Annotated in this window: 21 protein-coding genes; 13 read left to right on the top strand and 8 right to left on the bottom strand. The window is 67.8% G+C overall.

The annotated features are described in order from the left end of the window. Positions 1 to 20: 20 nt before the first annotated feature. Together E3T55_RS03185 and E3T55_RS03180 are read right to left on the bottom strand one after the other, a co-directional pair. On the bottom strand, positions 21 to 857 hold the full coding sequence (locus E3T55_RS03185; RefSeq protein ID WP_134518130.1) for an IclR family transcriptional regulator: 837 nt from the start codon (positions 855 to 857) through the stop codon (positions 21 to 23). Positions 858 to 904: 47 nt separating this feature from the next. Then, the gene (locus tag E3T55_RS03180) at positions 905 to 2,086 is read right to left on the bottom strand and encodes a 4-hydroxybenzoate 3-monooxygenase (RefSeq protein ID WP_134518129.1); all 1,182 of its coding nucleotides are present in this window, start codon (positions 2,084 to 2,086) and stop codon (positions 905 to 907) included. 113 nt (positions 2,087 to 2,199) lie between these two features. On the opposite strand from E3T55_RS03180, the gene E3T55_RS03175 reads away from it, so the two are divergent. The 5 genes from E3T55_RS03175 (at position 2,200) to E3T55_RS03155 (ending at position 7,354) form a co-directional block, all read left to right on the top strand. Further along, positions 2,200 to 2,991, top strand: coding sequence for an IclR family transcriptional regulator (locus tag E3T55_RS03175; RefSeq protein ID WP_134518128.1), 792 nt, complete (start codon positions 2,200 to 2,202; stop codon positions 2,989 to 2,991). A 142-nt stretch (positions 2,992 to 3,133) separates the two neighbouring features. Beyond that, entirely contained in the window at positions 3,134 to 4,795 is a 1,662-nt protein-coding gene (locus tag E3T55_RS03170) for an FAD-dependent oxidoreductase (protein ID WP_134518127.1), read from the top strand. Next, positions 4,792 to 5,112, top strand: coding sequence for a Dabb family protein (locus E3T55_RS03165; protein ID WP_134518126.1), 321 nt, complete (start codon positions 4,792 to 4,794; stop codon positions 5,110 to 5,112). The genes E3T55_RS03170 and E3T55_RS03165 overlap by 4 nt, the downstream gene beginning before the upstream one ends. Next, positions 5,109 to 5,885 carry an SDR family NAD(P)-dependent oxidoreductase gene (locus E3T55_RS03160; protein ID WP_134518125.1) on the top strand — a complete coding sequence of 259 codons (777 nt, stop codon included), beginning with the start codon at positions 5,109 to 5,111 and terminating at the stop codon, positions 5,883 to 5,885. Before E3T55_RS03165 ends, E3T55_RS03160 begins: the two co-directional genes overlap by 4 nt. A gap of 59 nt (positions 5,886 to 5,944) precedes the next feature. Continuing rightward, the gene (locus tag E3T55_RS03155; RefSeq protein WP_134518124.1) at positions 5,945 to 7,354 is read left to right on the top strand and encodes an MFS transporter; all 1,410 of its coding nucleotides are present in this window, start codon (positions 5,945 to 5,947) and stop codon (positions 7,352 to 7,354) included. 39 nt (positions 7,355 to 7,393) lie between these two features. On the opposite strand, the gene E3T55_RS03150 is transcribed toward E3T55_RS03155, so the two are convergent. Continuing rightward, positions 7,394 to 7,876, bottom strand: coding sequence for an Lrp/AsnC family transcriptional regulator (locus E3T55_RS03150; protein WP_134518123.1), 483 nt, complete (start codon positions 7,874 to 7,876; stop codon positions 7,394 to 7,396). Between the two features lie 123 nt (positions 7,877 to 7,999). Between E3T55_RS03150 and E3T55_RS03145 the strand changes: the two genes are divergently transcribed. Further along, on the top strand, positions 8,000 to 9,232 hold the full coding sequence (locus E3T55_RS03145) for an acyl-CoA dehydrogenase family protein (protein ID WP_134518122.1): 1,233 nt from the start codon (positions 8,000 to 8,002) through the stop codon (positions 9,230 to 9,232). 143 nt (positions 9,233 to 9,375) lie between these two features. Here the strand turns inward: E3T55_RS03145 and E3T55_RS03140 are convergent, their stop codons facing one another. The 3 genes from E3T55_RS03140 to E3T55_RS03130 form a co-directional block, all read right to left on the bottom strand. Next, positions 9,376 to 9,744, bottom strand: coding sequence for a rhodanese-like domain-containing protein (locus tag E3T55_RS03140; protein ID WP_134518121.1), 369 nt, complete (start codon positions 9,742 to 9,744; stop codon positions 9,376 to 9,378). Beyond that, positions 9,741 to 10,349 (bottom strand): hypothetical protein, encoded by a 609-nt coding sequence (locus E3T55_RS03135; RefSeq protein ID WP_134518120.1) that lies wholly within the window; start codon positions 10,347 to 10,349, stop codon positions 9,741 to 9,743. Before E3T55_RS03135 ends, E3T55_RS03140 begins: the two co-directional genes overlap by 4 nt. Before the next feature lie 119 nt (positions 10,350 to 10,468). Continuing rightward, the gene (locus tag E3T55_RS03130; protein ID WP_134518119.1) at positions 10,469 to 12,307 is read right to left on the bottom strand and encodes a sigma-54-dependent Fis family transcriptional regulator; all 1,839 of its coding nucleotides are present in this window, start codon (positions 12,305 to 12,307) and stop codon (positions 10,469 to 10,471) included. A 191-nt stretch (positions 12,308 to 12,498) separates the two neighbouring features. Between E3T55_RS03130 and E3T55_RS03125 the strand changes: the two genes are divergently transcribed. The 7 genes from E3T55_RS03125 (at position 12,499) to E3T55_RS03095 (ending at position 22,238) form a co-directional block, all read left to right on the top strand. After that, positions 12,499 to 14,382: a hydantoinase/oxoprolinase family protein gene (locus tag E3T55_RS03125; protein ID WP_134518118.1), complete on the top strand. Its 1,884-nt coding sequence runs from the start codon at positions 12,499 to 12,501 to the stop codon at positions 14,380 to 14,382. A 17-nt stretch (positions 14,383 to 14,399) separates the two neighbouring features. Continuing rightward, positions 14,400 to 14,855 (top strand): acetone carboxylase subunit gamma, encoded by a 456-nt coding sequence (locus E3T55_RS03120; protein WP_241992823.1) that lies wholly within the window; start codon positions 14,400 to 14,402, stop codon positions 14,853 to 14,855. A 2-nt stretch (positions 14,856 to 14,857) separates the two neighbouring features. Further along, positions 14,858 to 16,984, top strand: coding sequence for a hydantoinase/oxoprolinase family protein (locus E3T55_RS03115; RefSeq protein WP_134518116.1), 2,127 nt, complete (start codon positions 14,858 to 14,860; stop codon positions 16,982 to 16,984). A 43-nt stretch (positions 16,985 to 17,027) separates the two neighbouring features. Continuing rightward, entirely contained in the window at positions 17,028 to 19,379 is a 2,352-nt protein-coding gene (locus E3T55_RS03110; RefSeq protein WP_134518115.1) for a hydantoinase B/oxoprolinase family protein, read from the top strand. Between the two features lie 98 nt (positions 19,380 to 19,477). Next, positions 19,478 to 20,308 carry a hypothetical protein gene (locus tag E3T55_RS03105; RefSeq protein ID WP_134518114.1) on the top strand — a complete coding sequence of 277 codons (831 nt, stop codon included), beginning with the start codon at positions 19,478 to 19,480 and terminating at the stop codon, positions 20,306 to 20,308. Between the two features lie 75 nt (positions 20,309 to 20,383). Beyond that, a complete protein-coding gene (locus E3T55_RS03100; RefSeq protein WP_134518113.1) occupies positions 20,384 to 21,052 on the top strand; it encodes a hypothetical protein in 669 nt (222 codons plus the stop codon). Between the two features lie 79 nt (positions 21,053 to 21,131). After that, positions 21,132 to 22,238 carry an SDR family oxidoreductase gene (locus tag E3T55_RS03095; RefSeq protein WP_134518112.1) on the top strand — a complete coding sequence of 369 codons (1,107 nt, stop codon included), beginning with the start codon at positions 21,132 to 21,134 and terminating at the stop codon, positions 22,236 to 22,238. Between the two features lie 75 nt (positions 22,239 to 22,313). On the opposite strand, the gene E3T55_RS03090 is transcribed toward E3T55_RS03095, so the two are convergent. Both E3T55_RS03090 and E3T55_RS03085 read right to left on the bottom strand, forming a co-directional pair. After that, positions 22,314 to 22,766, bottom strand: coding sequence for an OsmC family peroxiredoxin (locus tag E3T55_RS03090; RefSeq protein WP_134518111.1), 453 nt, complete (start codon positions 22,764 to 22,766; stop codon positions 22,314 to 22,316). A gap of 49 nt (positions 22,767 to 22,815) precedes the next feature. Continuing rightward, the gene (locus tag E3T55_RS03085; protein ID WP_194092213.1) at positions 22,816 to 23,274 is read right to left on the bottom strand and encodes a MarR family winged helix-turn-helix transcriptional regulator; all 459 of its coding nucleotides are present in this window, start codon (positions 23,272 to 23,274) and stop codon (positions 22,816 to 22,818) included. Positions 23,275 to 23,350 lie beyond the last annotated feature (76 nt).

Here is a 23,350-nt window from a genome sequence, read left to right as displayed (position 1 = left end):
TGCCGTCCCGGCCAGATGACTTAGGACAGAGCCACCGCTGAGCCCGACAGGGGGGCGGCGCGACGGTATCCGAGGGCACGACTGATGCCCTGAGCGGCGGCCTGCACCGCGTGCTGCTGCTCGTGTTCGGTGCCAACGGTCGTGCGCGTCACGACCGAGACGGCCGCCACGACCTGGCCGGTGCGATCACGAATGGGGGCGGCAAGCGAACTCGACCCGGCGGTCATCTCCTCCGTCATGACGGCCAGGCCAAGCATTCGAATCGTGGCGAGCCTCCGGCGAAGTTCCTCGGGGGCGGTAATCGTGCCCGGCAGAAAGCGCTGCAGTGCCTGGGACAGGTATTCATCGATGACGTCGTGGGAAGCGTAGGCGAGCAGAACCAGACCAACCCCGGTCGAGTGCAGGGGCAGGCGCCCGCCGACCCGGGAGATGACGTGCACGGGACGGTGTCCGGAGAGCTTCTCGAGGTAGAGCGCGTCGTGGCCGTCGAGGATCGCGAGGTGCACGTGCTCCCGAGTCGCCTCATACAGGTCTTCGAGGTAGGGCAACGCGATCGTGCGCAGCGTGCGGGCCGTCGGGGTCTGCATTCCCAGTTCCCAGAGGTGCAGCCCGAGGGTGTAGCGGCCGTCGGGCTGGCGGGTGAGGCCGCCCCAGATCACCCATTCCGCGACGAGGCGATGCGTCGTGGACAGCGGAATACCGGAGCGCTCCGAAATCGCGGTCAGGGTGAGGGAGACCGCCGGTGCCGGCCGGGTGAACGCATCGAGAATGGCGAACAGCCGGGCCGGCAGCGTGCGGGTGTCCGCGGGCGGCCCGGCGGCAGCACCCTGCGATCGTCGCGCGGGCCTCCCTGCCATACCACCACTCTCCGTTGGGGCCTATGGTATCCGACCCGGGCGCGGTGTCAGAGCTGCAACCCCGTGTACTGCTCCGCGAGCATCCGCTGCGCGAGGGGCGAGTGCGTGACGTAATCGAGCTGGCCCACCTGGCTGCGGTAGTCGAACAGGTCCGCTTGCCGGTCACCGGGGCTGCGGTGGAGCATGTCGGTCATCCAGCGGGAGAACTGCTGTACGCGCCACTGCCGGGCGAGCGCGGTCTCGCTGTAGCGGCCGAGCAGCGAGTCGTCCTGTCGGTAGTGAGCGGTGAGCGCCTCGGCGAGCTGGGTCACATCGGAGATGGCCGAATTGAGGCCTTTCGCACCGGTCGGCGGCACGATGTGGCCGGCATCGCCCACCAGAAACAGGTTGCCGTGAGCGAGCGTGGACGCGACGAAGCTGCGCATGGGCGTGATCGACTTGTCTGTGATCTTTCCCTCGGTCAGGGTCCACCCAGGCACTCCGAGCCGGGTCTGCAAGGCCTCCCAGATGCGCTCATCCGACCAGCGTGCGATATCGTCGCTCGGGTCGACCTGCAGGTACAGACGAGACACCTCGGGTGAGCGCATCGAATGCATCGCGAAGCCATCGTCGTGCAGGGCATAGATGAGCTCGTCCGTCGAGGGGGCGACGTCGGCGAGAATGCCGAGCCAGGCATAGGGATAACTGCGATCGAACAGGGTGATCTCGTCGGCCGGGATGGAGGCACGACAGATGCCGTGAAATCCGTCGGCGCCAACCACGAAATCGGCCGCTACCATGTGCTTTTCACCGGCATGCACGAAGGTCACGCTCGGGGTGGGCGACTCGAGATCGTGCACCGCCACATCCGCCGCCTCATAGTAGATGGTGGAACCGGCGTTCTCGTGCGCGGCGACCAGGTCTTTCACGACCTGCTGCTGGCCGTAGACCGTGACCGTACGCCCGATGAGCTCGTTGAAATTGATGCGGTGTCGCTGCCCGCCGTACTGCAGGTAGATGCCGTCGTGCTCCATTCCCTCGGCCTTGAGGCGATCGCCGAGACCAAGCCTGGTCAGGTATTCCACCGAGCCCTGCTCGAGCACGCCGGCCCGGATGCGAGCAAGAACGTAGTCCTGCGAGCGATTCTCGACGACGATCGAGTCGATCCCCGCCTCGCGCAGTGCCCAGCTGAGGAGCAGGCCGGCTGGGCCGGCGCCGATGATGGCGACGGGTGTGGTTTCTGGGGACACAGGATTCTCCTAGCGACGATGACAGGTTGTATCGCCAGTGTGCGGTTCTCCATCCCCGGCCGGGCGGTAACTTCCAACCAGTGGAAGGCCATGACGTGGCGCTACCATGGCGCATGGCCAATTCGTCGTCCGGTGAGTCGCTCGTGACCCGGGTGGTGAGCATTCTCGGAGCGTTCGACACCCATCGGTCAGCCATGACCCTCTCGGCCCTGTCGCGGCGGGTGGGAATTCCCCTCGCCACCACGCACCGCCTGGTGGGTCAGCTGGTGGCCGAACGGCTGCTGGAGCGCGCGGACAACGGCGATGTGCGGCTGGGACGCCGGCTGTGGGAGCTGGCCTCGCGCGGCTCCCACACCGCCGATCTGCGCGAGGTCGCGCTGCCGTTTCTGGAGGACCTGCAGGCCGTCGTGCAGCAGCACACCACGCTCGGCGTGCTCGACGGCGGAGACGTGCTGTACATCGAACGACTCACCGCGCGCGGATCGGCGGTAAACATCACCCGGATTGCAGGCCGCCTGCCGATCTACGCGTGCTCATCGGGTCTGGTGATGCTGGCCCACTCCCCCGCCGAGCTGCAGGAGGAGATGCTGGCCCGCACCCACGTGCGCTTTACCGAACAGACGGTCACCGAGACCACCGAACTGCGCCGACTCCTCGCCGAGATCCGTCAGCTCGGCTACGCCTCGGTCCCCGGCATCATCGTGGCGGAAGCGACCGGAATCGCCGTTCCCGTCTTCGAGAGCGGCAACAGGGTGATCGCGGCGCTCAACGTGATCGTGCCTCGCGGCGAGGAGGATCTGCGCGCAACCGTACCGGCCCTCAAGACCGCCGCCCGCGGCATTTCCCGAGCCCTCGGCGCCGACCGGCCACGAGCAGCGGTCAGGCGTCTGCCGCTCTCGCGTTAGGACCTCTCGCGTGAGCACCTCGCGCGAGCCCCGCGACAACGATCCCTTCCGTTCAACGGAATGCCGCCCCCGTTTGATCCGCAGACTCGGCACTCTTCAACTACGCAATCAGGCGTCAATGAAGACGAAAGTGTGAGTGTTTATGCGAGTTCTCAACGGCAAACTGCACGACGAGTTTGAGGTCATCGTGGTCGGCTCCGGGGCCGGGGCGCTCACCGCCGCCGCCACCGCAGCGCACGAGGGCAAGAGCGTGCTCGTGGTCGAAAAATCCGCCCTGCTCGGCGGTACCTCGGCCGTATCCGGCGGCATGCTCTGGATCGCCGCCAACCACCTGGCCCGTGAGGCCGGAATCGACGACTCCCCGGCCGACGCCGCTCGCTACGTGCGGGCCGTCTCCCGGGGCCGCGGCCGAGACGAACTCTTCGATGCCGCCATCACCCACGGCGATGACATGCTGCGCTACACGAGCGAACAGCTCGGCCTCGTCTACCTGCTGCTCGACAATTTTCCCGATTACCGCATGGACCTGCCGGGCGCCCAGGATGGCGGCCGAACGGTCGAACCGGCCCTCTACGATGCCGCAACGGGCCTCGGCACGCTGCGGCAGCACGTGCGCACCGACGGCCGTCTGCCGTTCACGATGCAGGAGTACGAGGGCTGGGGCGCGTTCACGAACTTTCCCTGGGACGATCTCGCGGCCCGCGACGCCGCGGGCGAGGTCGCCAAGGGCCAGGCCCTCGTGGGCATGCTGCTGGCCAGCTGCCTGCGCGACGGCGTGACCCTCGCGGTCGACGCCCGCGCGGAACGCCTCGTGCAGACCTCCGGCGCCGTGTGCGGTGTCGTCATCGACGGGCGCACGTTCACCGCCACGACCGGTGTCGTGCTTGCCTGCGGCGGCTTCGAATGGAACCGCCCACTCGCCGACGGGCTGCTGCAGAGCCGCCTGCACGTGGTGTGTTCTCCCCCCTCCAACACCGGCGACGGCCTCACGATGGCCCAGCGCATCGGTGCCCAGGTCGGCGGCACCCGCGAGGCCTGGTGGGCCCCGATGTCGGTCATTCCCGGCGACCTGCGCGACGGCGAGCAGGTCGGCACGCTGCTGCGCTTCGAGCGCCAGGGGCCCGGCTCGATCATGGTCAATCAGCACGGCCAGCGCTTCGCCAACGAATCGCAGAACTACAACGACCTGGCGCGTTCCCTGCACTCCTGGGATTCGGCTGCCGGCACCCCGCTGAACACCCCCGTGCACGTGGTCTTCGACCAGTCCTTTCTCGAGCGCTACGGCGTGCTCAGTCACCGGTCCGGCCAGGGCACCCCGGACTGGCTCGTCGAGGGCGCGACGCTCGCCGACCTCGCTGCCAAGCTCAGCGTGCCCGCCGATGCGCTGCAGGCCACCATCGACCGTTTCAACCACTTCGCCGTGCTCGGCCAGGACCCCGATTTCGGCCGCGGCGAAAGCCGGTACGACACCTACTGGGGAGACGCGAAGAACAGCTACCCCAATCCGAGCCTCGGCCCGCTCACGACCGGGCCGTACTACGCGCTCGCCGTCGTGAACGGGGCGTTCGGCACGAGCGGCGGGGTCTCAACGGATGGCCTGGGCCGGGTTCTCGACCTCGACAACGAGCCGATCCCCGGCCTCTTCGCGGCCGGCAACACCACCGAAAGCGCCTACGGAGCCGGCTACCCCGGTGCCGGCGCAACCCTCGGCCCGCTCATGACGATGGGCTACCTGACCGGCCGCACCCTCGCCGGGGCCGAGGCCGGGTATGCGCCACAACTGACCACCACGGCCGCTTCATGATCCGCCACGTGGTGATGTTCAAATTCGCCGACACCTTCACCGCCCCGCTGCAGCAGCAGTGGCTGGCCGGACTGGACACGCTCGTGGGGCAGGTTCCCGGCCTGCGCTCCCTCAGCGTCGGGCGTGACGTTCTCGGCTCCGAGAGGTCCTGGAACGTGGCTCTGGTGGCGGAATTCGACACGCTCGCCCAGGTGGCCGGCTACGCGACGCATCCGCTGCACCTTCCGTTGATCGCCCTCTCGGGGCCTAACTGCGACGACATCGTGTCGGTCGACTACGAATGGCCCGACCACACTGAAATGGAGACGAAACGATGAGCACTCCCGTATTAGACCGCGACAACCAGCGCGTAGCCGGCAAGATCGCCATCGTGACCGGCGGCAGCGGCGACCTCGGCAGCGCCTGCGTTCGCCTGCTCGCCCGGCACGGCGCCCGGGTCGCGAGCTTCGACCTCGGCGGCCCCGCCGAACCGTGGAACGATCCCGCCATCACCTCTATCGACCTCGATATCACCGACCCCGAGCAGGTGGAACGTGCCGTCGCCCGGGTCGTCGACGAGATCGGTGCTCCCGACATCCTCATCAACGCGGCCGGCATCATCGGTCGTGCCGCACCGTCACACGAGTCGACGATGGAGGAGTTCGATCGCATCTTCAACGTGAACGTCAAGGGCACCTGGCTCATGACCAAGTACGTTGTGCCGCACATGATCGCGGCTCGCCGCGGCAGCATGGTCAACTTCTCGTCGATTCACGGCATCACCGGCGGCAAGAGCGTGCCGCTCTACCACGCCACCAAGGGCGCTGTGCGGCTGCTGACCAAAGCGGATGCCGCCACCTACGGCGAGTACGGAATCCGCGTGAACTCGGTGCACCCTGGCTCGATGAACACCCGCATGAGCCGCACGGCCGCCGAGATGAGCGCGGTCGGCCCCGAGGCCTACTACCGCCAGCTCGTGGCCGGCTCCCCGCTCAGTCGTCAGGGCGAACCCGACGAAATCGCCTACGGCGTGCTCTACCTCGCCTCCGACGAGTCCCGCTTCAGCACCGGATCCGAACTCGTGATCGACGGCGGCTACACCGCCACCTGAGCGACACTCGCTCGTCGTTGAGTACTCTTCACCTCAGGCACCATGTCAAAGGAGACATCATGTCCAGAACCATCGAAACGCACCTGTCGGACACCCCGACGTCGGAACGGATGCCGCGCAAGGCGGCCGCCGCGGCGTTCGTCGGCAGCGCCCTCGAATACTACGACTTCTTCATCTACGGCGCGGCGGCAGCACTCGTGTTCAGCCACGTGTTCTTCTCGGCCGACGACCCAGCCGTGGCGACGATCGCCTCCCTCGCCACCTTCGGTGTTGGCTACGTGGCACGACCGTTCGGCGGTCTGATCCTCGGCCATTTCGGCGACCGCATCGGCCGTAAACGCGTGCTGATTTTGACCCTCGTGATCATGGGGGTGGCGAGCCTGGCGATCGGCTTTCTGCCGACCTACGACCAGATCGGTCTCTGGGCGCCCGCACTCCTCGTGCTGTGCCGCCTCGCGCAGGGTTTCTCGGCCGGCGGCGAGGCCGCCGGCGCCAGTACCCTGGCCATCGAACACGCACCGGCCCACCGGCGCGCATTCTTCTCCGGCTTCACCATGACCGGGTACGCCGCCGGCATGGTGCTCGCAACCATCGTCTTCATTCCGATCGCGGCGCTGCCTGAAGCCGACCTGCTCTCGTGGGGCTGGCGGGTACCGTTCTGGTTCAGCGCCGTCGTACTGGTTGCCGCCTACATTGTGCGCTCCCGGCTCGACGAGACTCCCGTCTTCGAGGATGCCAAGTCCGCGGACGCGGTGGAAAAGTTCCCGGCCGCCCAGGTTTTTCGTCACCAGTGGCGCGACGTGATTCGGGTGGTGTTCATGGCCCTCTTCGCCGTGACCCAGACCGTTTTCACCGTCTTCGGCCTGGCCTACGCCACCAGTGAAGCCGTCGGTATCGACCGCACCACCATGCTGTGGGTGGCCACGGTCTCCATCGCCGGCTCGATGGTCACGATCCCGCTGCTGTCGACGCTGTCAGACCGCATCGGGCGCAAGCCGGTCTGGATCACCGGCACCCTCGGCTCGGCCGCCACGATCTTCCTCTACTTCTGGGCGATCTCGACCGGTTCGGTCCCGCTCATCTTCCTTGGCGCCTTCCTGAACATGACCTGCTTCTATTCCATGCTCAACGGCCTGTGGCCGGCGTTCTTCTCGGAGATGTTCGCGGCTCCGGTGCGCTACTCGGGTTTCGCGATCGGCACCCAGCTCGGATTCCTGCTCGCCGGATTCGCCCCGAGCATCGGCTTCGCGCTGCTCGGTGAGGGCATCAACGGCTGGGTCCCGGTGGCCGTGTTCACCACCGCGTGCCTCGTGCTGTCGGCCATTGCGGCCGCGACCGCCCGAGAGACCTACCGTGTGCCCACGGAACTTCTCGGGGCGATCGCCCTGCGGGTCGACCCGGCAAGCCCCTCCGCCGACTCGGCGATCAACGCCCGAGAGACGACGCTGGAGGGTGCTTCGCCTCGATAGCGGGGCATCCGTTCTCCGCGTCCGCGGCCCCGCGACCACTCACTCGAGTGGCCGCGGGGCCGCACGTTTTTCGAGCAGCGGCCGAGTGCGGTAGGCCACCATCTCCCGCATCGAGAGGGCCACCTCGGTGCGCTGGATGCCCGGGGTCGCCAGAATCACACCGGCGATGCGATACAGGTCATCGGCGTCCCTGGCGACGATCTGAATCATCACGTCGCTCTCACCGGCCACGCCGTGCACCTCGACGACCTCGGGGATCGTGCTGAGCACCTCCTCGATTGTGGCGAGCTGGTGCTGGTCGGCAAGCGCGGAGACGAAGGCCGTGAGCGGGTAGCCGAGTGCCCGATGAATCACACGACGGTCGATCGAGGCGAGAAAATCCCCCGACTCAAGGCGGGCCAGGTGGCTCTGCACGGTGTTGCGCGACAGGCCGAGGCGCTGGGCGATCTCCACTCCGGCCAGGCGGGCGTCATCGCTGAGGGCAAGCAGAATGCGGGCGTCAATCGCGTCAATGATGGGCATGTACCGCAGTATGGCACGTTGATCCGCGTTTCAGCCATGCAATCTGCACGGTTCTGCGTTGACACGTTGTGCAGCCGTCATTCATGCCGCAGGCTCGGATCACATTCGGTCAGAGAGGATCCTATGAGCATCGCGGAGCATCCCGCCGTCGCCGTCCATCGCACGCCATCCGACTCCCGCTGCACCGACTCCCCCGTCGCCGGTTGTGCGTCCGCCGACTTTCTCGGCTACGAAGATCTGCTGACACCCGCCGAACGACTGCGGCTCGACGCCGCACGCGAGGTATTCGAACTCGACGTGCGCCCCCTGGTCGCCGATCACTGGGACCGTGGCGAGTTTCCGTTCGAGGTGCTGGCGCCTCTCGCCGCCCTCGACCTCGTGGGCATGTCCGCTCGCGGCGAGAGCTATCTGCTGCAGGGCTTCATGCACCTCGAACTCGCCCGCGTGGACACCTCGATGTCCACCTTCCTCGGCGTGCACAGCGGACTCTTCACCGCCGCGATCGCTCAGCTCGGTTCGGCCCAGCAGCGTGCCCACTACCTGCCCGACGCGCTCTCGCTGCGCACGATCGGGGCGTTCGCGCTGACCGAGCCCGACCACGGCTCGGACATCTCCCGGTGCATGGAAACCACGGCAACCCGCCGCGGCGATTTCTGGACCCTCAACGGCGTGAAGCGCTGGATCGGCAACGGCACCTTCGCCAGCACCGTGCTGGTCTGGGCCCGCGACACCGCAGACGGGCAGATCAAGGGTTTTCTCGTCGACTCGACATCCGCGGGGCTGCGCGCCGTGAAGATCGAGAACAAGATCGCGCTGCGCATCGTGCAGAACGCCACGATCACCCTCACGAACGTCGAGGTGAGCGAGCAGGACCGGCTGCCGGGGGCATCCACTTTCGACGACATCAACGGACTGCTAACCAGTTCTCGGGCCTGGGTGGCCTGGCAGACCGTGGGGCTGCAGTTCGCCGCCTACGACTGCGCGCTGCGCTACGCCCTCGAGCGCACCCAGTTCGGCAAGCCGATCGCGTCGTTCCAGCTCGTGCAGGACAAGCTCGTGCGGATGCTCGAAAACGCCACCACCTCGCTCGGCACGATGGTGCGCATCGCGCAGCTGCAACAGGCCGGAACCCTGCGGCCCGAGCAAGCGGCCATGGCGAAGGCCTCGGGCAGCGCACGCATGCGGGAGTCCGCCGCGCTCGGCCGCTCGGTGCTCGGCGGCAACGGAATCAGCACCGATTTCGGCATGGCGCGTGTCTTCGCCGACGCCGAGGCCGTCTACAGCTACGAGGGCAGCTACGAGATCAACACGCTGCTCGTCGGCCGCGCCATCACGGGCATCTCCGCGTTCCAGTAGGCCGCACGGCGGAGCGGGCGTGACCGCGCCCGAAACGGGCGGCCGCTACGGCCGTTACCGTAGCGCGCGCCCGTTTCGGGCGCGCCCGCAACCGATAAGCGGGTCAGCGGATGAGCGGGGCAGCGGGTGAGCGGGTCAGCGGATCAGGGGGCGGTGACCACCGCGAGGCCGGTCGCGGTCTCGGCCTCAGAGATGCCGCCGGCATCCGTCACCGCGGTGAAGCCGAGGCCCTCCATGCGGTCGACGGCACCGGCGGACCGGTTGCCGCTGGCGCAGTAGACCACGTAATCGCCCGCGGCCGGCAGCGCGCCGATGAGGGCGTCGAAATCGGCGGACTGCACGTCGATATTGACTGCACCGTCGAGGTGGCCGGCCTCGAACTCCGACGCGGTGCGCACGTCGACGACGACCGTGTTGGCGGTGAGCTCGATGGGGTCGGCGGTCGTGGCGCAGGCGGCCAGGCCGAAGACGGCGGTGACGGTAAGCACGATGGAGGCGAGGGTCTTCTTCATGGGTGACTTTCTGTTGTGGGGGCAGCGGATGCGGCGGGTCGGGTGGTGCGGGCGAACAGCGGCCGGCAGGTGGTGCAGACCTCCCCGGGTTGGGCATCGACGTCGGCGGCAAGCGCGGCGGTGGCGCGGTGCTCTGTCATGAGCCGTGCGCGCAGCGCCCAGACGAGCAGCCCGATCGCGGCGAGCGCCACGACCGGCCGAACCGGGCCGTCGGTTGAGGCGCCCAGAACCGGCTCGAGGGAGCGCAGTTCCGTCGCGAGGTACAGCCCGGTCAGGCCCAGCGCGGGCCAGCGGGTGTCGCACAGGGTCGCGTCGGCGCCGATCGGGGTGCCGACGTAGCTGGCGACCACGAGGGCCGCGAGCGCTGAGCCGACGACGACGACCGGCAGCGCCCACCAGGGCGCGACGGCCGAGCCTCCTGGCAGGGCATCCGCTGGCCCGATGAGCCCACCGGCGGCGATCAGGGCGACGACGGCCACCACGGCGATTCCGGCCGCGAGCAGCCAGCGTCGGCCAGACCACGAGCCGCGATCGACGACGACGGATGCGCCGAGCGTCGCTCGGGCGCGCGCGACCGGCTTCGTTGGTTCGCTCACAACTGGCATCGCCCGGCACCTCATTCTCGTGGAGTCCGGTCGGCGTGGGCCGCGCGGATCTACTCGAGACTATACCCTATGGGGTATTAGGCGACGGTACTGTCGGTTGCTGGGCAGCGGGCGGATGCCTACGCCGCGTCGATCCCGAAGCTCTTGATCTTGCGGTACAGCGACGACCGGGCAATGCCGAGGGCCGCGGCGGCGTGCACCCGGTTGCCGTTCGCGTCGTGCAAGGCCGACACGATGAGGTCGCGTTCCCCGGTCTCGAGCGGGGTCAGCAGGCGTTCGGCGCCGCTGTGGCAGTGGCCGGGCAGGTCGTCCTCCTGGATCTCACCGACGGGCCGTCGCAGCAGAGCAAACTCGAGCGCCTGTCGCAGTTCACGAATGTTGCGGGGCCACGAGTAGCGGCAGACCAGCCGCAGGGCCGCGGGGCTCAGCGTTGCACCGCGGCGCGGCGGCAGGGCTTGAAGCAGCCCCGCGACGAGTTCGGGCAGCTCCTCGACCCGATGCCGCAGCGGAGCAACGGTCACCGCCTGGCCGAAGTGGGCGAGCAACTGCTGAAACGGGAGATCCGCGTTGACGGAGTCCTGGGACACCGTGGCGGCCATCGCGACCGGGCTCCCGCTCGCCGCGAGTTCGACGAAGAAAGCCTCGAGCTCGAGCACTCCGACGGCGTCGAGCCGGTCGATGTTGGTGAAGATGACGAGCACCGTGCCCCGCGCTTCGCCGAACCGGGCCGGGGCCAGCCGAGCGCGGGCATCCGTGAGGTTGGCCCGATCGGGACCGGCGCAGCGCACCACGACACTGCGACCTTCCGGCACCTCCAGCCGGTACCGTTCGGACACGAGGGAGAGTTTTCCACAGCCGGCCTCACCGACCACGAGCAGGGCGGTACCCGCGACAAGAGCCCGCGAGACGCCCTCTACCGCGCGCTTGCCGAGCAGCGACGGCCCGCGCTGCGGTGTGCCCGGTGCCCCGGCCGGCCCGGCCGGCGCGGGATCCTGAACCCACCCGGACGGCGCCGCACCCTGCGCAGCGACCGGCGCGACCGCCTCCGCAACGATGTCGACGCTGAGCACGATGCCGGCCACATCGCTGCCCACCACGACCCGTTTACCGTGCAGGTACACACGCCTGCCGGTCGAGAGCTCGATGTGATCCGCGGCCGTGCCGGCGCCGAGCATCAGGTAGCGGGCGTGCTCGTGAATGGTGCGTTGCTCGGTCATGTCGAACAGGTTCTGCGCGGCCGCGTTGCCCATCACCATCGTGCCGCCGACGGCCATCACGGCACCGCGGCTGCGGGCATCCACTCGCACGAAGGTGTCGAACAGGGCCTGCTGGCGCAGGCTGCGGTCGGCCAGCAGGTTGTGTTCGATGTCGTGCGTGGCCGAGCGCACCAGGGAGTGCATCAGCGGGCTGGCGAACTCGCTCAGGCAGGTGATGTCGAGCACCCCCTCGACCCGTCCCGTGAGGGGGTCGCGAATCGGGCTGCCCGCGCACGCGAAGGGCTGCAGCTGCTCGTGAAAGTGCTCGGGACCCACGATGTAGAGCGGCTGGCCCGATTCGAGCACCGTGCCGATGCCGTTGGTACCCACCGAGCCCTCGGCGTAGTTGAATCCCTGGGCGAGCGAGACATCGTCGAGCTGCCGGGCGATCGTGCGGTCGGTCTCCGAGCGGCTCAGAATGCGGGCCCGATTGTCGGTCAGCACGATGCTCAGCGGCATCTGCGCCATCTCGTCACCGAGGCGTGCGATCACGGGTCGGGCGCACCGCATCAGCCGGCTGGACATGTCGAGATCCGCGTGAAAGGCCGCCTGGGCCGTCGCCGCGTTCACGCCGGCGGTGAAAGAGCGTTGCCAGGAGGCCGCAACGACGCTCGGCACGGCATCGGTTTCAGCCCGCCCGAATCGCAGAAAATCGGCGCGTGCGGCTGCGATCTTGAGGCGTTTGAGGCGGACGTGCGGCATGTCTACTCCCTTGTGGACCTTGCAAGCATGCCTCGGAACACCCTGCGGGCGCTACGTGTCCGGTGTCCCAATCTGGGACATCGGGGCGGATGCACGGGGCCGCACGCTGAGATCCGTGGCCGTTTCGAGGGCCGCCCATCGACACCACTCGACGCAGTACCCACCGCAGTACCTGACGCAAAGGAGCGCTCATGGCACGATTAATCAACATCGACAACGGCGGAACACTCACCGACATCGTGGTTGGCACCGGCACGGATTTCACCTTCACGAAGACCCTGACGACGCCGGTCGACCTGTCGCAGTGCCTGTTCGACGGCATGACCAAGGCGTCGGTGCTGCTGTACGGCGAGGCCAACCTGGCCGATCTGCTGCACTCGACCCGGCACATCCGCTACAGCTCGACGCAGGGCACCAATGCCCTGGTCGAACGCAAGGGCCCGCTGATCGGGGTCATCACCGACGACCCGACGCTCGAGGCGACCCTACGCGGCAGCGAAACCAAGGCCGGCCTGTTCGACGACCTCGTCGGTGCCCGCATCAGCGTGGTCTCGCCGCACGGCGCCGACGATGAACTCGCGAGCGAGCTCGTGGCCGAGATCAACCGCCTCACCACGGCCGGCGCCGAACGCCTCGTCGTGGCCGCGTCGAGCCTCGAACGCGAGCACCTCTACAAGCGCACCATGCTCAAGAACTTTCCCCGGCACCTGCTCGGTTCCGTGCCGATCCTGTTCTCCCGCGAGTTCGCGAGCGACACCTCCCGGCCGCGCCAGATCTGGTCGGGCATCCTCAACTCGTTCCTGCACCCCACGGTCGAACGATTTCTCTACAGCGCGGAGCACCGACTGCGGGCCTACAAGCTCAAGAACCCGCTGCTGATCTACCGCAACGACGGCGCGTCTTCCCGGGTTGCCAAGTCGGTGGCCCTCAAGACATACTCGTCCGGACCGCGCGGCGGCCTCGAGGGCACCCGCGCCCTCGCCGAGGCCTACGGGCTGGCGAGCGTGCTGATGATCGACGTCGGCGGCACGACGACCGATGTCGGTGTCGTCGAGGACTCCACGATCGCCGTCGACCGGCGCGGATCGATCCAGGGCGTCGACATTTCTTATGAGATGAGCAATGTGCACTCGAGCGGTGTCGGCGGCAGCTCCATCATCGCCGTGCACGACGGCGAGATCACTGTCGGGCCGGAAAGCGTCGGCGCCGCTCCCGGCCCCGCCTGCTTCGGTTTCGGCGGCACCCGGGCGACCATCACCGACGTCAACCTGCTGCTCGGCGTGCTCGACCCCGCCACCTACCTGAACGGCGAGATGGCGCTCGACGCGGACCGCTCGCGGGCCGTGATCACCGCCACGATCGCCGAGCCGCTCGGCATCAGCCTCGACGAGGCACTCATCCGCATGGAGAGCACCTACTCCGACCGGCTCGCGGCCAGCTTCGCGCACCTCGTCGACCCAGCCCGCGGCACGACCCTCGCCGCGTTCGGCGGCGGCGGGCCGATGAACGCGTGCAGTGCGGCGCGCACCGCCGGCGTGACCCAGGTGCTCGTGCCGCGCCTCGCCGCGGTGTTCTCGGCCTACGGCATCAGCTTCAGCGACATCGCCCAGTCGTATGAGACCACCATCACCGGCTTCTCCCCCGCCGCCGTCGCCGGCGCGCGTGAGCAGATGCTGACGGATGCCTCGCGCGACATGTTCCAGGAGGGTCACGATATCGCCGACTGCGACCTGGCCTGGAGCACCCTGACCGAAGACGACCACGAGGTGCAGCTGCTCACCGCGACCTACCGGCTGCCACACCCCCACCTCGATGGCGGCACTCCGAGCACGCACAGCAAGGCCGTGGCCAGCGGAACCCGCCGGGTGCGGGCATCCGCCGGCACCATCGACACCGTCGAGGTCTACCAGCTCGACGACCAGGTGCCCGGCGCCCGGGCCGCCGGCCCGGCGATCGTCGAGGGGCCGTTCTTCACGGCCCGCGTTCCGCAGGGCTGGACCCTGAACGTCTCCACGGCCGGCGACCTGCTGCTGAACGACACCGCGAGCACGACCAACCCCGAATCAGGACGGTAACCACGATGCGAGTCCCCATGACCGAATACCTGCTCATCGACCTCGACACGGAACGCTGGCTCTGCCGCGTCTGCGCGCACGACTTCGGCGACGCCCGCGGCAACTACAAAGAGGGCACCCTGGTCTACGACCGCGACCCCCGAGAAATCCACCCGCCGGTGATCGACCCGGAGAAGTACGAGTTCACGTTCTCGCCCGACCCCACCTTCTGCCGCATCCTGGAGTTCTACTGCCCCACCTGCGGAACCCAGATCGAGGCCGAATACCTGCCGCCGGGGCATCCGCCGACCGTCGACATGCTCTGGGACATCGACTCGCTGCGTGAGAAGTGGGAAGCCCACGGCGGCAATCCAGAGGAGGTCGTGAACTACGGCCCCGGCGAGAACGCCGAAACCGACCTCAGCGCCCGCTTCGACTCCGTGTCGGGCCACTCGCACTCCCACTCTCACTCTCACCAGACCGAAGGGCACTGACCGTGAAACGCATTTCCGTAGACATCGGCGGCACATTCAGCGATTGCTTCTTCGTCTGGGACGACAAGTACATCGAATCCAAGGCGCTCACCACCCACCACAACCTGGCCCTGGGCTTCAACGAGGCCCTCGACCGGGCCTGCGAACGGGCCGGCATCAGCCGTGACACCGCACTGCGCGAGGTCGACTCGGTGCGCTACGCCACCACTCTCGGCACCAACGCCCTCATCGAGGGCAAGGGCCCCCGGGTCGCCGCGATCGTCACCCACGGCTTCGAAGACACCATCCCGCTCTCCCGCGGCCGCGGCTACGGCGAGGGCCTCGACGGCGTCAAGCAGGGCGACATGCCCGACGCTCAGCGGCCCGACCCGCTCGTGCCGCGTCGCCTCATCCGCTCGGTGAAAGAACGCATCGACTCGGTCGGCGAGGTTCTCGTGCCCCTCATGTACGACGACGTGCGGGCCATGGTGCGTGAGCTCGTCGACAACGGCGCCGAGGCCATCGTCGTCGCGCTCACCAACGCCACCGAGAACTCGGTGCACGAAGACCGCATTCTCGAGATCATCCTCGACGAGTACCCCACCCACGAGCTCGGGTCGATTCCCGTGCTGCTCAGCAGCCAGGTCTCGGGCCGCAAGGGCGAATATGTGCGGGCCATGGCCACGATCGTCGACGCGTTTCTGCACGAGACCATGTTTCACGCCCTCAACCAGCTCAGCAACAACCTGCGCGACTCCGGCTACGAGAAGCCGATGCTCGTCATTCACAACTCCGGCGGCATGGCCCAGCCCAATTCGACGGATGCCCTGCAGACGATCCACTCCGGCCCTATCGCCGGCGTCGGCGCGGCCCAGCACCTGTCCGAATCGACCGGGCTCGGCGACGTCGTCTCGATGGACATGGGCGGCACCTCCTTCGATATCGGCCTCGTGCCGGAGGGCGGGGTGCGGCACTACGACTTCCAGCCCACGATCGGGCGCTGGATGGTGTCGGCGCCGATGATCCACCTCAACACCCTCGGCGCCGGCGGCGGGTCGATCGCCGCCTACAACCGCATCCACCACGCGATCCAGATCGGCCCGGAGTCCGCCGGCAGCGACCCGGGCCCGGCCTGCTACGACCGCGGCGGGCTGCGGCCCACGGTGACCGATGCCGACCTCGTGCTCGGCTACCTCGACCCCGACAACTACGCCAACGGACACATCCAGCTGAGCAAGAAGCGCTCCATCTATGTGATCGACGAGACCCTCAGTGACGAGCTCGACCTCGACGCCGTGGAGGTCGCGAAGGTCATCAAGAAGACCGTCGACGAGCAGATGGCGATCGGCATCGAGAAGGAACTGCGCTCCCGCGGCGGCCTGATCGAGGACTACACGATGCTCGCCTACGGCGGCAACGGCCCCCTGCACGCCTGCGGCATCGCCGCGAGCGCCGGCATCAGCCGCATCCTGTTCCCGCCGTTCGCGTCGGTGTTCTCCGCCCTCGGCGCCGGAAACATGCGGCCGCTGCACATTCACGAGCGCAGCGCCTACGTCGTGCTCTACGAGGCCATCAAGCGCAGCCTGTACAACCAGTACGACGCGCTCAACGGCTACATCGAAGAGCTCGAAGCGAAGGGCGCCGAAGACCTCGTGCGCCAGGGCTACGACCGAGCGGATGTGCGCTACCGCCTCGAAATGGACATGCGCTACGGCAACCAGCTCGTCACCACGGCCGTCGCGTTCGACATCAACCGGGTCAACGGCGTCGCCGACGTGCTGCACCTGATCAAGACGTTCTCCGAGATCTTCGGCGAGCGCTACGGCGAGGGCACCCAGGCGCCCGAGGCCGGCATCCGCGTGCAGACGATCCGGGTGGCGTCGTTCATCGAGGGCGAGGTGATCAAGTTCGAGTCGATCCTGGCCGGCGGCGAGAAAACCGAACCAGCACCGGTCTCGAGCCGGATGGTGCACTTCACCGGCATCTCGGGCGCCGTCGACACCCCCGTCTACGACGCCGAGGCGCTGAAGCACGAGTACGTGATTCACGGGCCGGCGATCGTCACGACCGAGAACACCACCTATCTGGTCGAGCCGGGCTGGCGACTGGAACCGACCGTGCAGGGCGCCGTCTGGCTGCTGAGCGCGTGAATCCCGAACTTTTTCTGTAGACAAGCAAAGGAGCTTGAGAACAATGACACTGACAACCGACCACTTCGTACCCGCCAGCTCAAACGACGACAACGACGCCCAGGCCCACTCCGATCAGGCGCTGACCGACCAGGAACAGCAGTGGGTCGACAAGTTCATGGACGAGACCACCCTCTTTCTTGGACCCGACCCGGCCATCATGCGCCACCACGAGATCATGCCCCGCACCGCCTACGAAGAGGAGTGCATCGCGCAGGGCATCGACCCGATCGAGATCGACCGCATCCGCAAGCGCCTGGCCGGCGCCCTCGACGAGGCCTTCGAAATGTGCGAGAGCATGGGCGCCGCCCCCGGCGCCAAGTGGGCCGACCTCTCCTGCGCGGTCTACACCGCCGAGGGTGACGTCACCTACCTGTCCAACCGCGGTGTGATCGCCTTCTCCGCCGTGCTGCACCACCCCATCCGCTACATCATGAAGAACTGGAAGGACGAACCGACCGTCGGCATCAACGAGGGCGACGGCTTCTTCCACAACGACTCGCGCTTCGGCATGGTGCACAACACCGACCAGTCGATGCTCGTGCCCGTCATTCGCGGCGGCATCATCATCGCCTGGGTCGGCGCGACCATCCACGAGGGCGAGAACGGCGCCTGCGAGCCCGGCGGCATGCCGTCGGGCTCGGAGACCCCATTCGACGACGGCCTGCGGGCCTCGCCGATCAAGATCGTCGAGAAGGGCCACCTGCGCCGCGACCTGCTGACCTTTCTGCAGCACTCCACCCGCGACCCCAAGCTCATGCTCGCCGACATCAAGGTGAAGATGGGCGCGGTGCGCCGCATCATGGACACCGTCGACCGCCTGATCGACGAGGTCGGCCAGGAGACCTTCGTGGCCTCGCTGCGGGTCACCGTCGAAGACGTCGAGACCGAGGTCAAGCGCCGCATCGGGGAGCTGCCCGACGGCACGGTCACCTTCAACCAGTTCGTCGACTCGACGCTCAAAGAGAACATCCTGATCAAGTTCGCCTGCAAGATCACCATCAAGGGTGAGCGGATGATCGTCGACCTCACCGGAACCGGCCCGGAAATTCTGAACCGGGCAATCAACTCTCCGCTCGCCTCGACGAAGTCGTTCATGGCGCAGGCCATTTTGTCGTACTGGTGGCCCGACCTGCCCCGCTCGACCGGCGCCCTGTCGCCGATCGAGGTCATCACCGAGGAGCACAGCTGGGCGGATGCCGGCTACGACGCCCCGGTCGGCCAGTCGCTGCAGGCCTCCTTCCGCGGGTTCTCGGCCCTGCAGACGGCGTTCGCCAAGATGCAGTTCTCCTCGCCGCAGAAGTACTCGAACGTCGTGGCGCCCTGGTTCAACCAGATCAACGACTTTCTGTGGGGCGGCACCACCCAGAACGGCGAGCAGGTCGGCAACCTGTGCGCCGACCTCAACGGCATGGGCGGCGGCGCGAAGGCGTTCCGCGACGGTGAGGATGCCGTGGCTCCGCTGTTCTGCGCGATGGCCGACATCGGCGAGCAGGAGGTCATGGAAGAAGAAGTTCCGTTCCTGCAGCTCGTGAGCAAGCGTCTGGTGCGCGACAACCAGGGCTTCGGCAAGTTTCGCGGCGGCATGGGCTACGAGATGATCGTCGCCTCTCGCGGCACACCCAGCTGGGGTTTCATGACCGTGACGAGCGGATCCAAGTTCTCCTCGGTGCCTGGCATGTTCGGCGGCTACGGCTGCCCGGTGTATCCGCTCGCGATGGTGAAGAACATCAACATCTACGACGTGATCAAGAAGGACCCCTCACAGTTCAACCTGTCGATGGAACGCGTCATGAACGAGCAGCCGTTCGAGGGCGGCGACTACCAGTCCGCGCACATGGGGCTGCAGTTCGACGTGGCCAAGGAGGGCGAGCTGTACATGATCGCCCAGGGCGCCGGCGGCGGCTACGGTGACGTGCTCGAACGCGACCCTGAGCTCGTGGTGACCGACCTCGAACTCGATCGCATCAGCGCCCACACCGCCACGACCATGTACGGCGTGGTCTGGGAGCCCGGAACCTACGTCGTGCACGAGCAGGCCACGATCGAACTGCGCGCGCAGATGCGGCGGGATCGCATCAGCCGCGGCACGCCCTACGCGGACTTCGTCAAGGAATTCGTCACCGAGGAGCCGCCGACCGATCTGCTCTACTTCGGATCCTGGGGTCAGGACAACGACGACGAGCTGCTCGCCACCCACTGGGGCGGCCTCGAGCCCGAACGTGTGAAGGGCAAGCTCGAGGAGCTGCCGCTCATCATGGTTCCCGACCGCCGGGTGCTCAAGATCAGCAAGCTCGAGGCCCGCGTGCGCGAACTCGAGCAGAAGTACGGCGAGGAGGTCGTGCACAAGTCCTAAGGCCAGGCCACCGCAATCCGCCCGGATGCCGGGCCGAGCTCCCCGAGCCCGGCCCGGCATCCGGGTACCCCCGCACACACCTATATATAGGAGACCCCATGACCCTCTCGCTCGCCGCCGTGATCGCCGCCCCACCCTCTGGTCGCCGCCGGGCCGTGCTCGTCGACTCCCACGACTACGCCCAGGCCGTCTTGCTGCAGGGCAAACCGGTGCCGTGGAGCGAGCCGATGGCCTACTGCAACTTCTTCGGGCAGGCCCAGGGGCTGCTGTCGAGCGACCTCGCCCTGCTGAACCTCGACCGGTTCTACGCCTATCGGCTGCGGTCGAGCGAGGCACTGCGCGAGGCGATGGCGGCCCGAAACCGCACCGGGTTCGCGCTCCGCACCCTGCTGGGCGACGCCGACCTGCTGCGTGACGCGGTCGAGTTCGCGACCACCTTCAGCAAGACCCAGCGGGCGCCGGTGGTGCTGCAGATCCCCTCCCCGATGCAGTGGCTGGTGCGCACGCATCGGTTCAGCGGCGCAGCGGATGCCGCGGGCCTCGACGCCGACAACGCCGAGAACGCGTCGATGTACGTCGCGGACTGGCTGCGCGCGTTTGCGGGGCTGCCGCTGGCATCCGTTCTGCTCGACGACCGCCCGCTGGACGACGGTGACGACACCACGGTTTCGGTACCGCTCGACACCTATTCCCCGGTGCGCAACGTCACCGACCACTACGGCTGGACTCTCGGGCTGCGTCGCGCCGACGGCGTGCAGCTCTCCGGGGTTGGCGCCGAACTCGACCGGCCAGCCGGCGTCGTGATTCCGGCCGGGTTCTGGCCGGGCAGCAGCGTCGACGAGCCGCCGGCGGGCGAATTTCTGCTCGCCGAAATTCCGGCAGCGGCGGTTCCCGAGCACGTGCTGGCCCGCCTCGCCACCCTGCCGTAGATCCGCAGCACGCCTTCAGGCGCGGCGCGCCACAATGGATCAACGGCCAGGAACCAAGCGACGAAAGGTGGCGCCGTGCGCAAACCCGTGATCGGCACACCCGCGGGCCCTGCCCGCTCGACCGCCCGGCGCTTTCGGCGCCGCCAGACCCCCGGGGTGGTTGCGGTGGTCGTCGGCGCCGCCCTGCTGCTGACCGGGTGCGCGAACGGTGCCTCGGCCGGAAGCACACCGCCCACGGCGGATGCCGGCACCGAGCTGATCGGCCAGGGAACCGTCATCCAGGTCGGTGACGCCGACCCCGAGCTCTGCCTCGGCGCCATCGCCCAGTCGTACCCTCCTCAATGCGGTGGGCCGACCGTGCTCGGGTGGGATTGGGCATCCGCTACCCAGTCGGAAACCGTGTCGAACGTGACGTGGGGAACCTACGCGGTGTTCGGCACCTGGGACGGCACCAGCCTCACCACCACGAAGCCCCCGATTCCGCTCTCGCTCTACGACGCCATGCCGATCGAGGATGCGCGACGCGACGGCAGCCGGCCCGGCAACACCGAGCAGGCCGAATTGGAGAGCATCCAGGCCGAACTGCAACTGCCGAACGACGTCGAAGCCCTCGGCAGCTACATCGATCACGGCTACCTCTTCGTCGACGTGATCTTCGACAACGGAACCGTGCAGGCCCTGCTCGATGAGCGGTACGGCCCCGACGTCGTCATTCTGCAGCCCGCGCTGCGCCCGGCTCCCTAACAGTGTCGCCCGCCGTGGCGACGGATGCTGCGCTCGGGCCCCGGGAATGGCACGCGTACCGAGCGCGTTACGCCTATCAATGACTTCTGCACAGAACACTCCCCTGCCCACCACGGAAGCCCGCACCGCACTCGTCGTGGGCGCGACCGGGATCAGCGGCTCGGCCGTCACCGATGAACTCCGGGAGGCCGGCTGGAACGTGCTCGCGCTCAGCCGCCGCCCCGGCCTGCCCCGTGAGGGCGTGCGCTGGCTGACGGCCGACCTGCGATCCGCCGACGACCTCAAGCGGGTCCTGGCACCCGAACGCCCCAGCCACGTCTTCTTCACGGCGTGGTCCCGGCAGGCGACGGAACAGCAGAACATCGTCGTGAACGGCGGCATGGTGCGCGACCTGCTGGCGGCACTCACCGACGCGCCCCTCGAGCACGTCGCCCTGGTGACCGGGTTGAAGCACTACCTCGGACCGTTCGAGGCCTACGGGCAGGGCAACATGCCCGATACCCCGTTCCGCGAAGAAGAGCCGCGCCTTGACGCCCCCAACTTCTACTACGCGCAGGAGGACGCCCTCTTCGCGGCCGCGGCCGCTCAGGGTTTCACCTGGTCGGTGCACCGCTCCCACACCATGATCGGCCACGCCGTGGGCAACCTCATGAACATGGGCCTCACGCTCGCCGTATACGCGTCGATCTGCCGGTCGCTTGACCGACCCTTCGTGTTTCCCGGCAGCGAGATGCAGTGGAATGGCCTGACCGATGTCACCGACGCCACCATTCTGGCCGAGCAGATGTTCTGGGCCGCCACCCACACAGCCGGCCGCGACGAGGCCTTCAACGTGGTCAACGGCGATGTTTTTCGCTGGCGCCGCCTGTGGTCGCAGCTGGCCGCACAGTTCGGAGTCGAGCCCGTCGGCCCGGGCGCGGTGCCGCAGCCCCTCGAGCAGCAGATGCAGGGCATCGACGAGGTGTGGGCCGGCATCGCCGCCGAGCACAGCCTCGCCGAAGCGGATGTCTCCCGCCTGGCGTCCTGGTGGCACACCGACGCCGACCTCGGCCGCACGATCGAGGTCGTCACCGATGTGAGCAAGAGCCGGCTGGCGGGCTTCACGAGCCATCACCGCACCATCGACAGCTTCACCGCACTCTTTGACCGCTACCGGAGTGAGCGGTTGATCCCTCCGCTGGCCTAGCACGAGCACCGGACAAGCGGATGCCCGGGGGCCGACGACACGTCGTCGGCCCCCGGGCATCCGCTTTTATCGGGGTTAGACGGTCTGCGCGACCACGAGCTCGGCGTCGAGGCTGATGTCCACGCCGGTCAGGGCCTTGCTGACGGGGCATCCGCTCTTGGCTTCGTTCGCGGCGGCCAGGAAGGCGTCGCTGTCAAGGCCGGTCACTTCACCGCGCACGGTCAGAGTGATGCCGGTGAGCATGAATCCGCCGGCCGGGTCGGCGCCGATCGAGACGTCGGCCTGCACGTCGAGGGCGTCGACGGTGCCGCCGGCCGCGGTCAGTACGGCGGAGAGCTGCATGGCGTAGCAGGCGGAGTGCGCGGCGCCGAGCAGCTCTTCGGGGCTCGTGAAGCCGTTGGCGGTGTCGGACGTGCGCGTGGGAAAGGACACGTCGTAGGTTCCGAGCTGCGAGCTGGTCAGTTCAACCTGACCCTCGCCGGCCTCGAGGCTGCCGTTCCATGCGGTGCGTGCGGTACGTGTAGGCATAGCGGTGGTTCCATTTCTGTTGTCGTGCGGGTTGGGGCTGGAAAGGAAGTCAGTGCGAGGCACGAACGTGGTCATCGAGCAGGGTGACCTGCGCCCGCAGGGCCTGCAGATCGGCAAGCCCCGAGCCGGTGGCGGCGCAGACGAGGTCGGTGATGCCGCGCGCCTCGTGCCGCAGCGTGCTGCCGCGCTCGGTCAGCGACACCTGCACGCTGCGCTCGTCGTGCGGCAGACGACTGCGGGTGACCAGACCCGCCGCTTGCATGCGACGCAGCAACGGTGAGAGCGTGCCCGAGTCCAGGTGCAGCCGCTCGCCGAGGCGCGTCACGGTGGCCGGTTCGGATTCCCAGAGCAGGAGCAGCACCAGATACTGCGGGTACGTCAGGCCGAGCGGCTCGAGCAGGTCGCGGTAGCGGGCGGTGATGGCGCGGGAGGCGCTGTAGAGCGCAAAGCAGATCTGCTCGTCGAGCACGGGGATCGGCGCGGTACTGATCGGGTTTGTGTGAGCCACAGTCTGACGCTAACACATTGTGCACAATACAGTTGTGGGCAATCAGTTGATTGCCAGCCTGGCCTGACGATCCTAG

Source organism: Cryobacterium frigoriphilum (assembly GCF_004403305.1).
Classification (GTDB): domain Bacteria; phylum Actinomycetota; class Actinomycetes; order Actinomycetales; family Microbacteriaceae; genus Cryobacterium; species Cryobacterium frigoriphilum.
Note: the sequence above shows the minus strand (reverse complement) of the source record. Positions and strands in the feature narration are given on the sequence as shown.

What these genes read in the sequence shown, in the direction of transcription:
- E3T55_RS03145 (WP_134518122.1), top strand. Translation starts at nt 8,000, where the DNA reads ATGAGCATCGCGGAGCATCCCGCCGTCGCCGTCCATCGCACGCCATCC.
- E3T55_RS03140 (WP_134518121.1), bottom strand. Translation starts at nt 9,744, where the DNA reads ATGAAGAAGACCCTCGCCTCCATCGTGCTTACCGTCACCGCCGTCTTC.
- E3T55_RS03120 (WP_241992823.1), top strand. Translation starts at nt 14,400, where the DNA reads ATGACCGAATACCTGCTCATCGACCTCGACACGGAACGCTGGCTCTGC.
- E3T55_RS03125 (WP_134518118.1), top strand. Translation starts at nt 12,499, where the DNA reads ATGGCACGATTAATCAACATCGACAACGGCGGAACACTCACCGACATC.
- E3T55_RS03150 (WP_134518123.1), bottom strand. Translation starts at nt 7,876, where the DNA reads ATGCCCATCATTGACGCGATTGACGCCCGCATTCTGCTTGCCCTCAGC.
- E3T55_RS03155 (WP_134518124.1), top strand. Translation starts at nt 5,945, where the DNA reads ATGTCCAGAACCATCGAAACGCACCTGTCGGACACCCCGACGTCGGAA.
- E3T55_RS03175 (WP_134518128.1), top strand. Translation starts at nt 2,200, where the DNA reads ATGGCCAATTCGTCGTCCGGTGAGTCGCTCGTGACCCGGGTGGTGAGC.
- E3T55_RS03160 (WP_134518125.1), top strand. Translation starts at nt 5,109, where the DNA reads ATGAGCACTCCCGTATTAGACCGCGACAACCAGCGCGTAGCCGGCAAG.
- E3T55_RS03135 (WP_134518120.1), bottom strand. Translation starts at nt 10,349, where the DNA reads ATGCCAGTTGTGAGCGAACCAACGAAGCCGGTCGCGCGCGCCCGAGCG.
- E3T55_RS03090 (WP_134518111.1), bottom strand. Translation starts at nt 22,766, where the DNA reads ATGCCTACACGTACCGCACGCACCGCATGGAACGGCAGCCTCGAGGCC.
- E3T55_RS03095 (WP_134518112.1), top strand. Translation starts at nt 21,132, where the DNA reads ATGACTTCTGCACAGAACACTCCCCTGCCCACCACGGAAGCCCGCACC.
- E3T55_RS03130 (WP_134518119.1), bottom strand. Translation starts at nt 12,307, where the DNA reads ATGCCGCACGTCCGCCTCAAACGCCTCAAGATCGCAGCCGCACGCGCC.
- E3T55_RS03105 (WP_134518114.1), top strand. Translation starts at nt 19,478, where the DNA reads ATGACCCTCTCGCTCGCCGCCGTGATCGCCGCCCCACCCTCTGGTCGC.
- E3T55_RS03110 (WP_134518115.1), top strand. Translation starts at nt 17,028, where the DNA reads ATGACACTGACAACCGACCACTTCGTACCCGCCAGCTCAAACGACGAC.
- E3T55_RS03185 (WP_134518130.1), bottom strand. Translation starts at nt 857, where the DNA reads ATGGCAGGGAGGCCCGCGCGACGATCGCAGGGTGCTGCCGCCGGGCCG.
- E3T55_RS03165 (WP_134518126.1), top strand. Translation starts at nt 4,792, where the DNA reads ATGATCCGCCACGTGGTGATGTTCAAATTCGCCGACACCTTCACCGCC.
- E3T55_RS03170 (WP_134518127.1), top strand. Translation starts at nt 3,134, where the DNA reads ATGCGAGTTCTCAACGGCAAACTGCACGACGAGTTTGAGGTCATCGTG.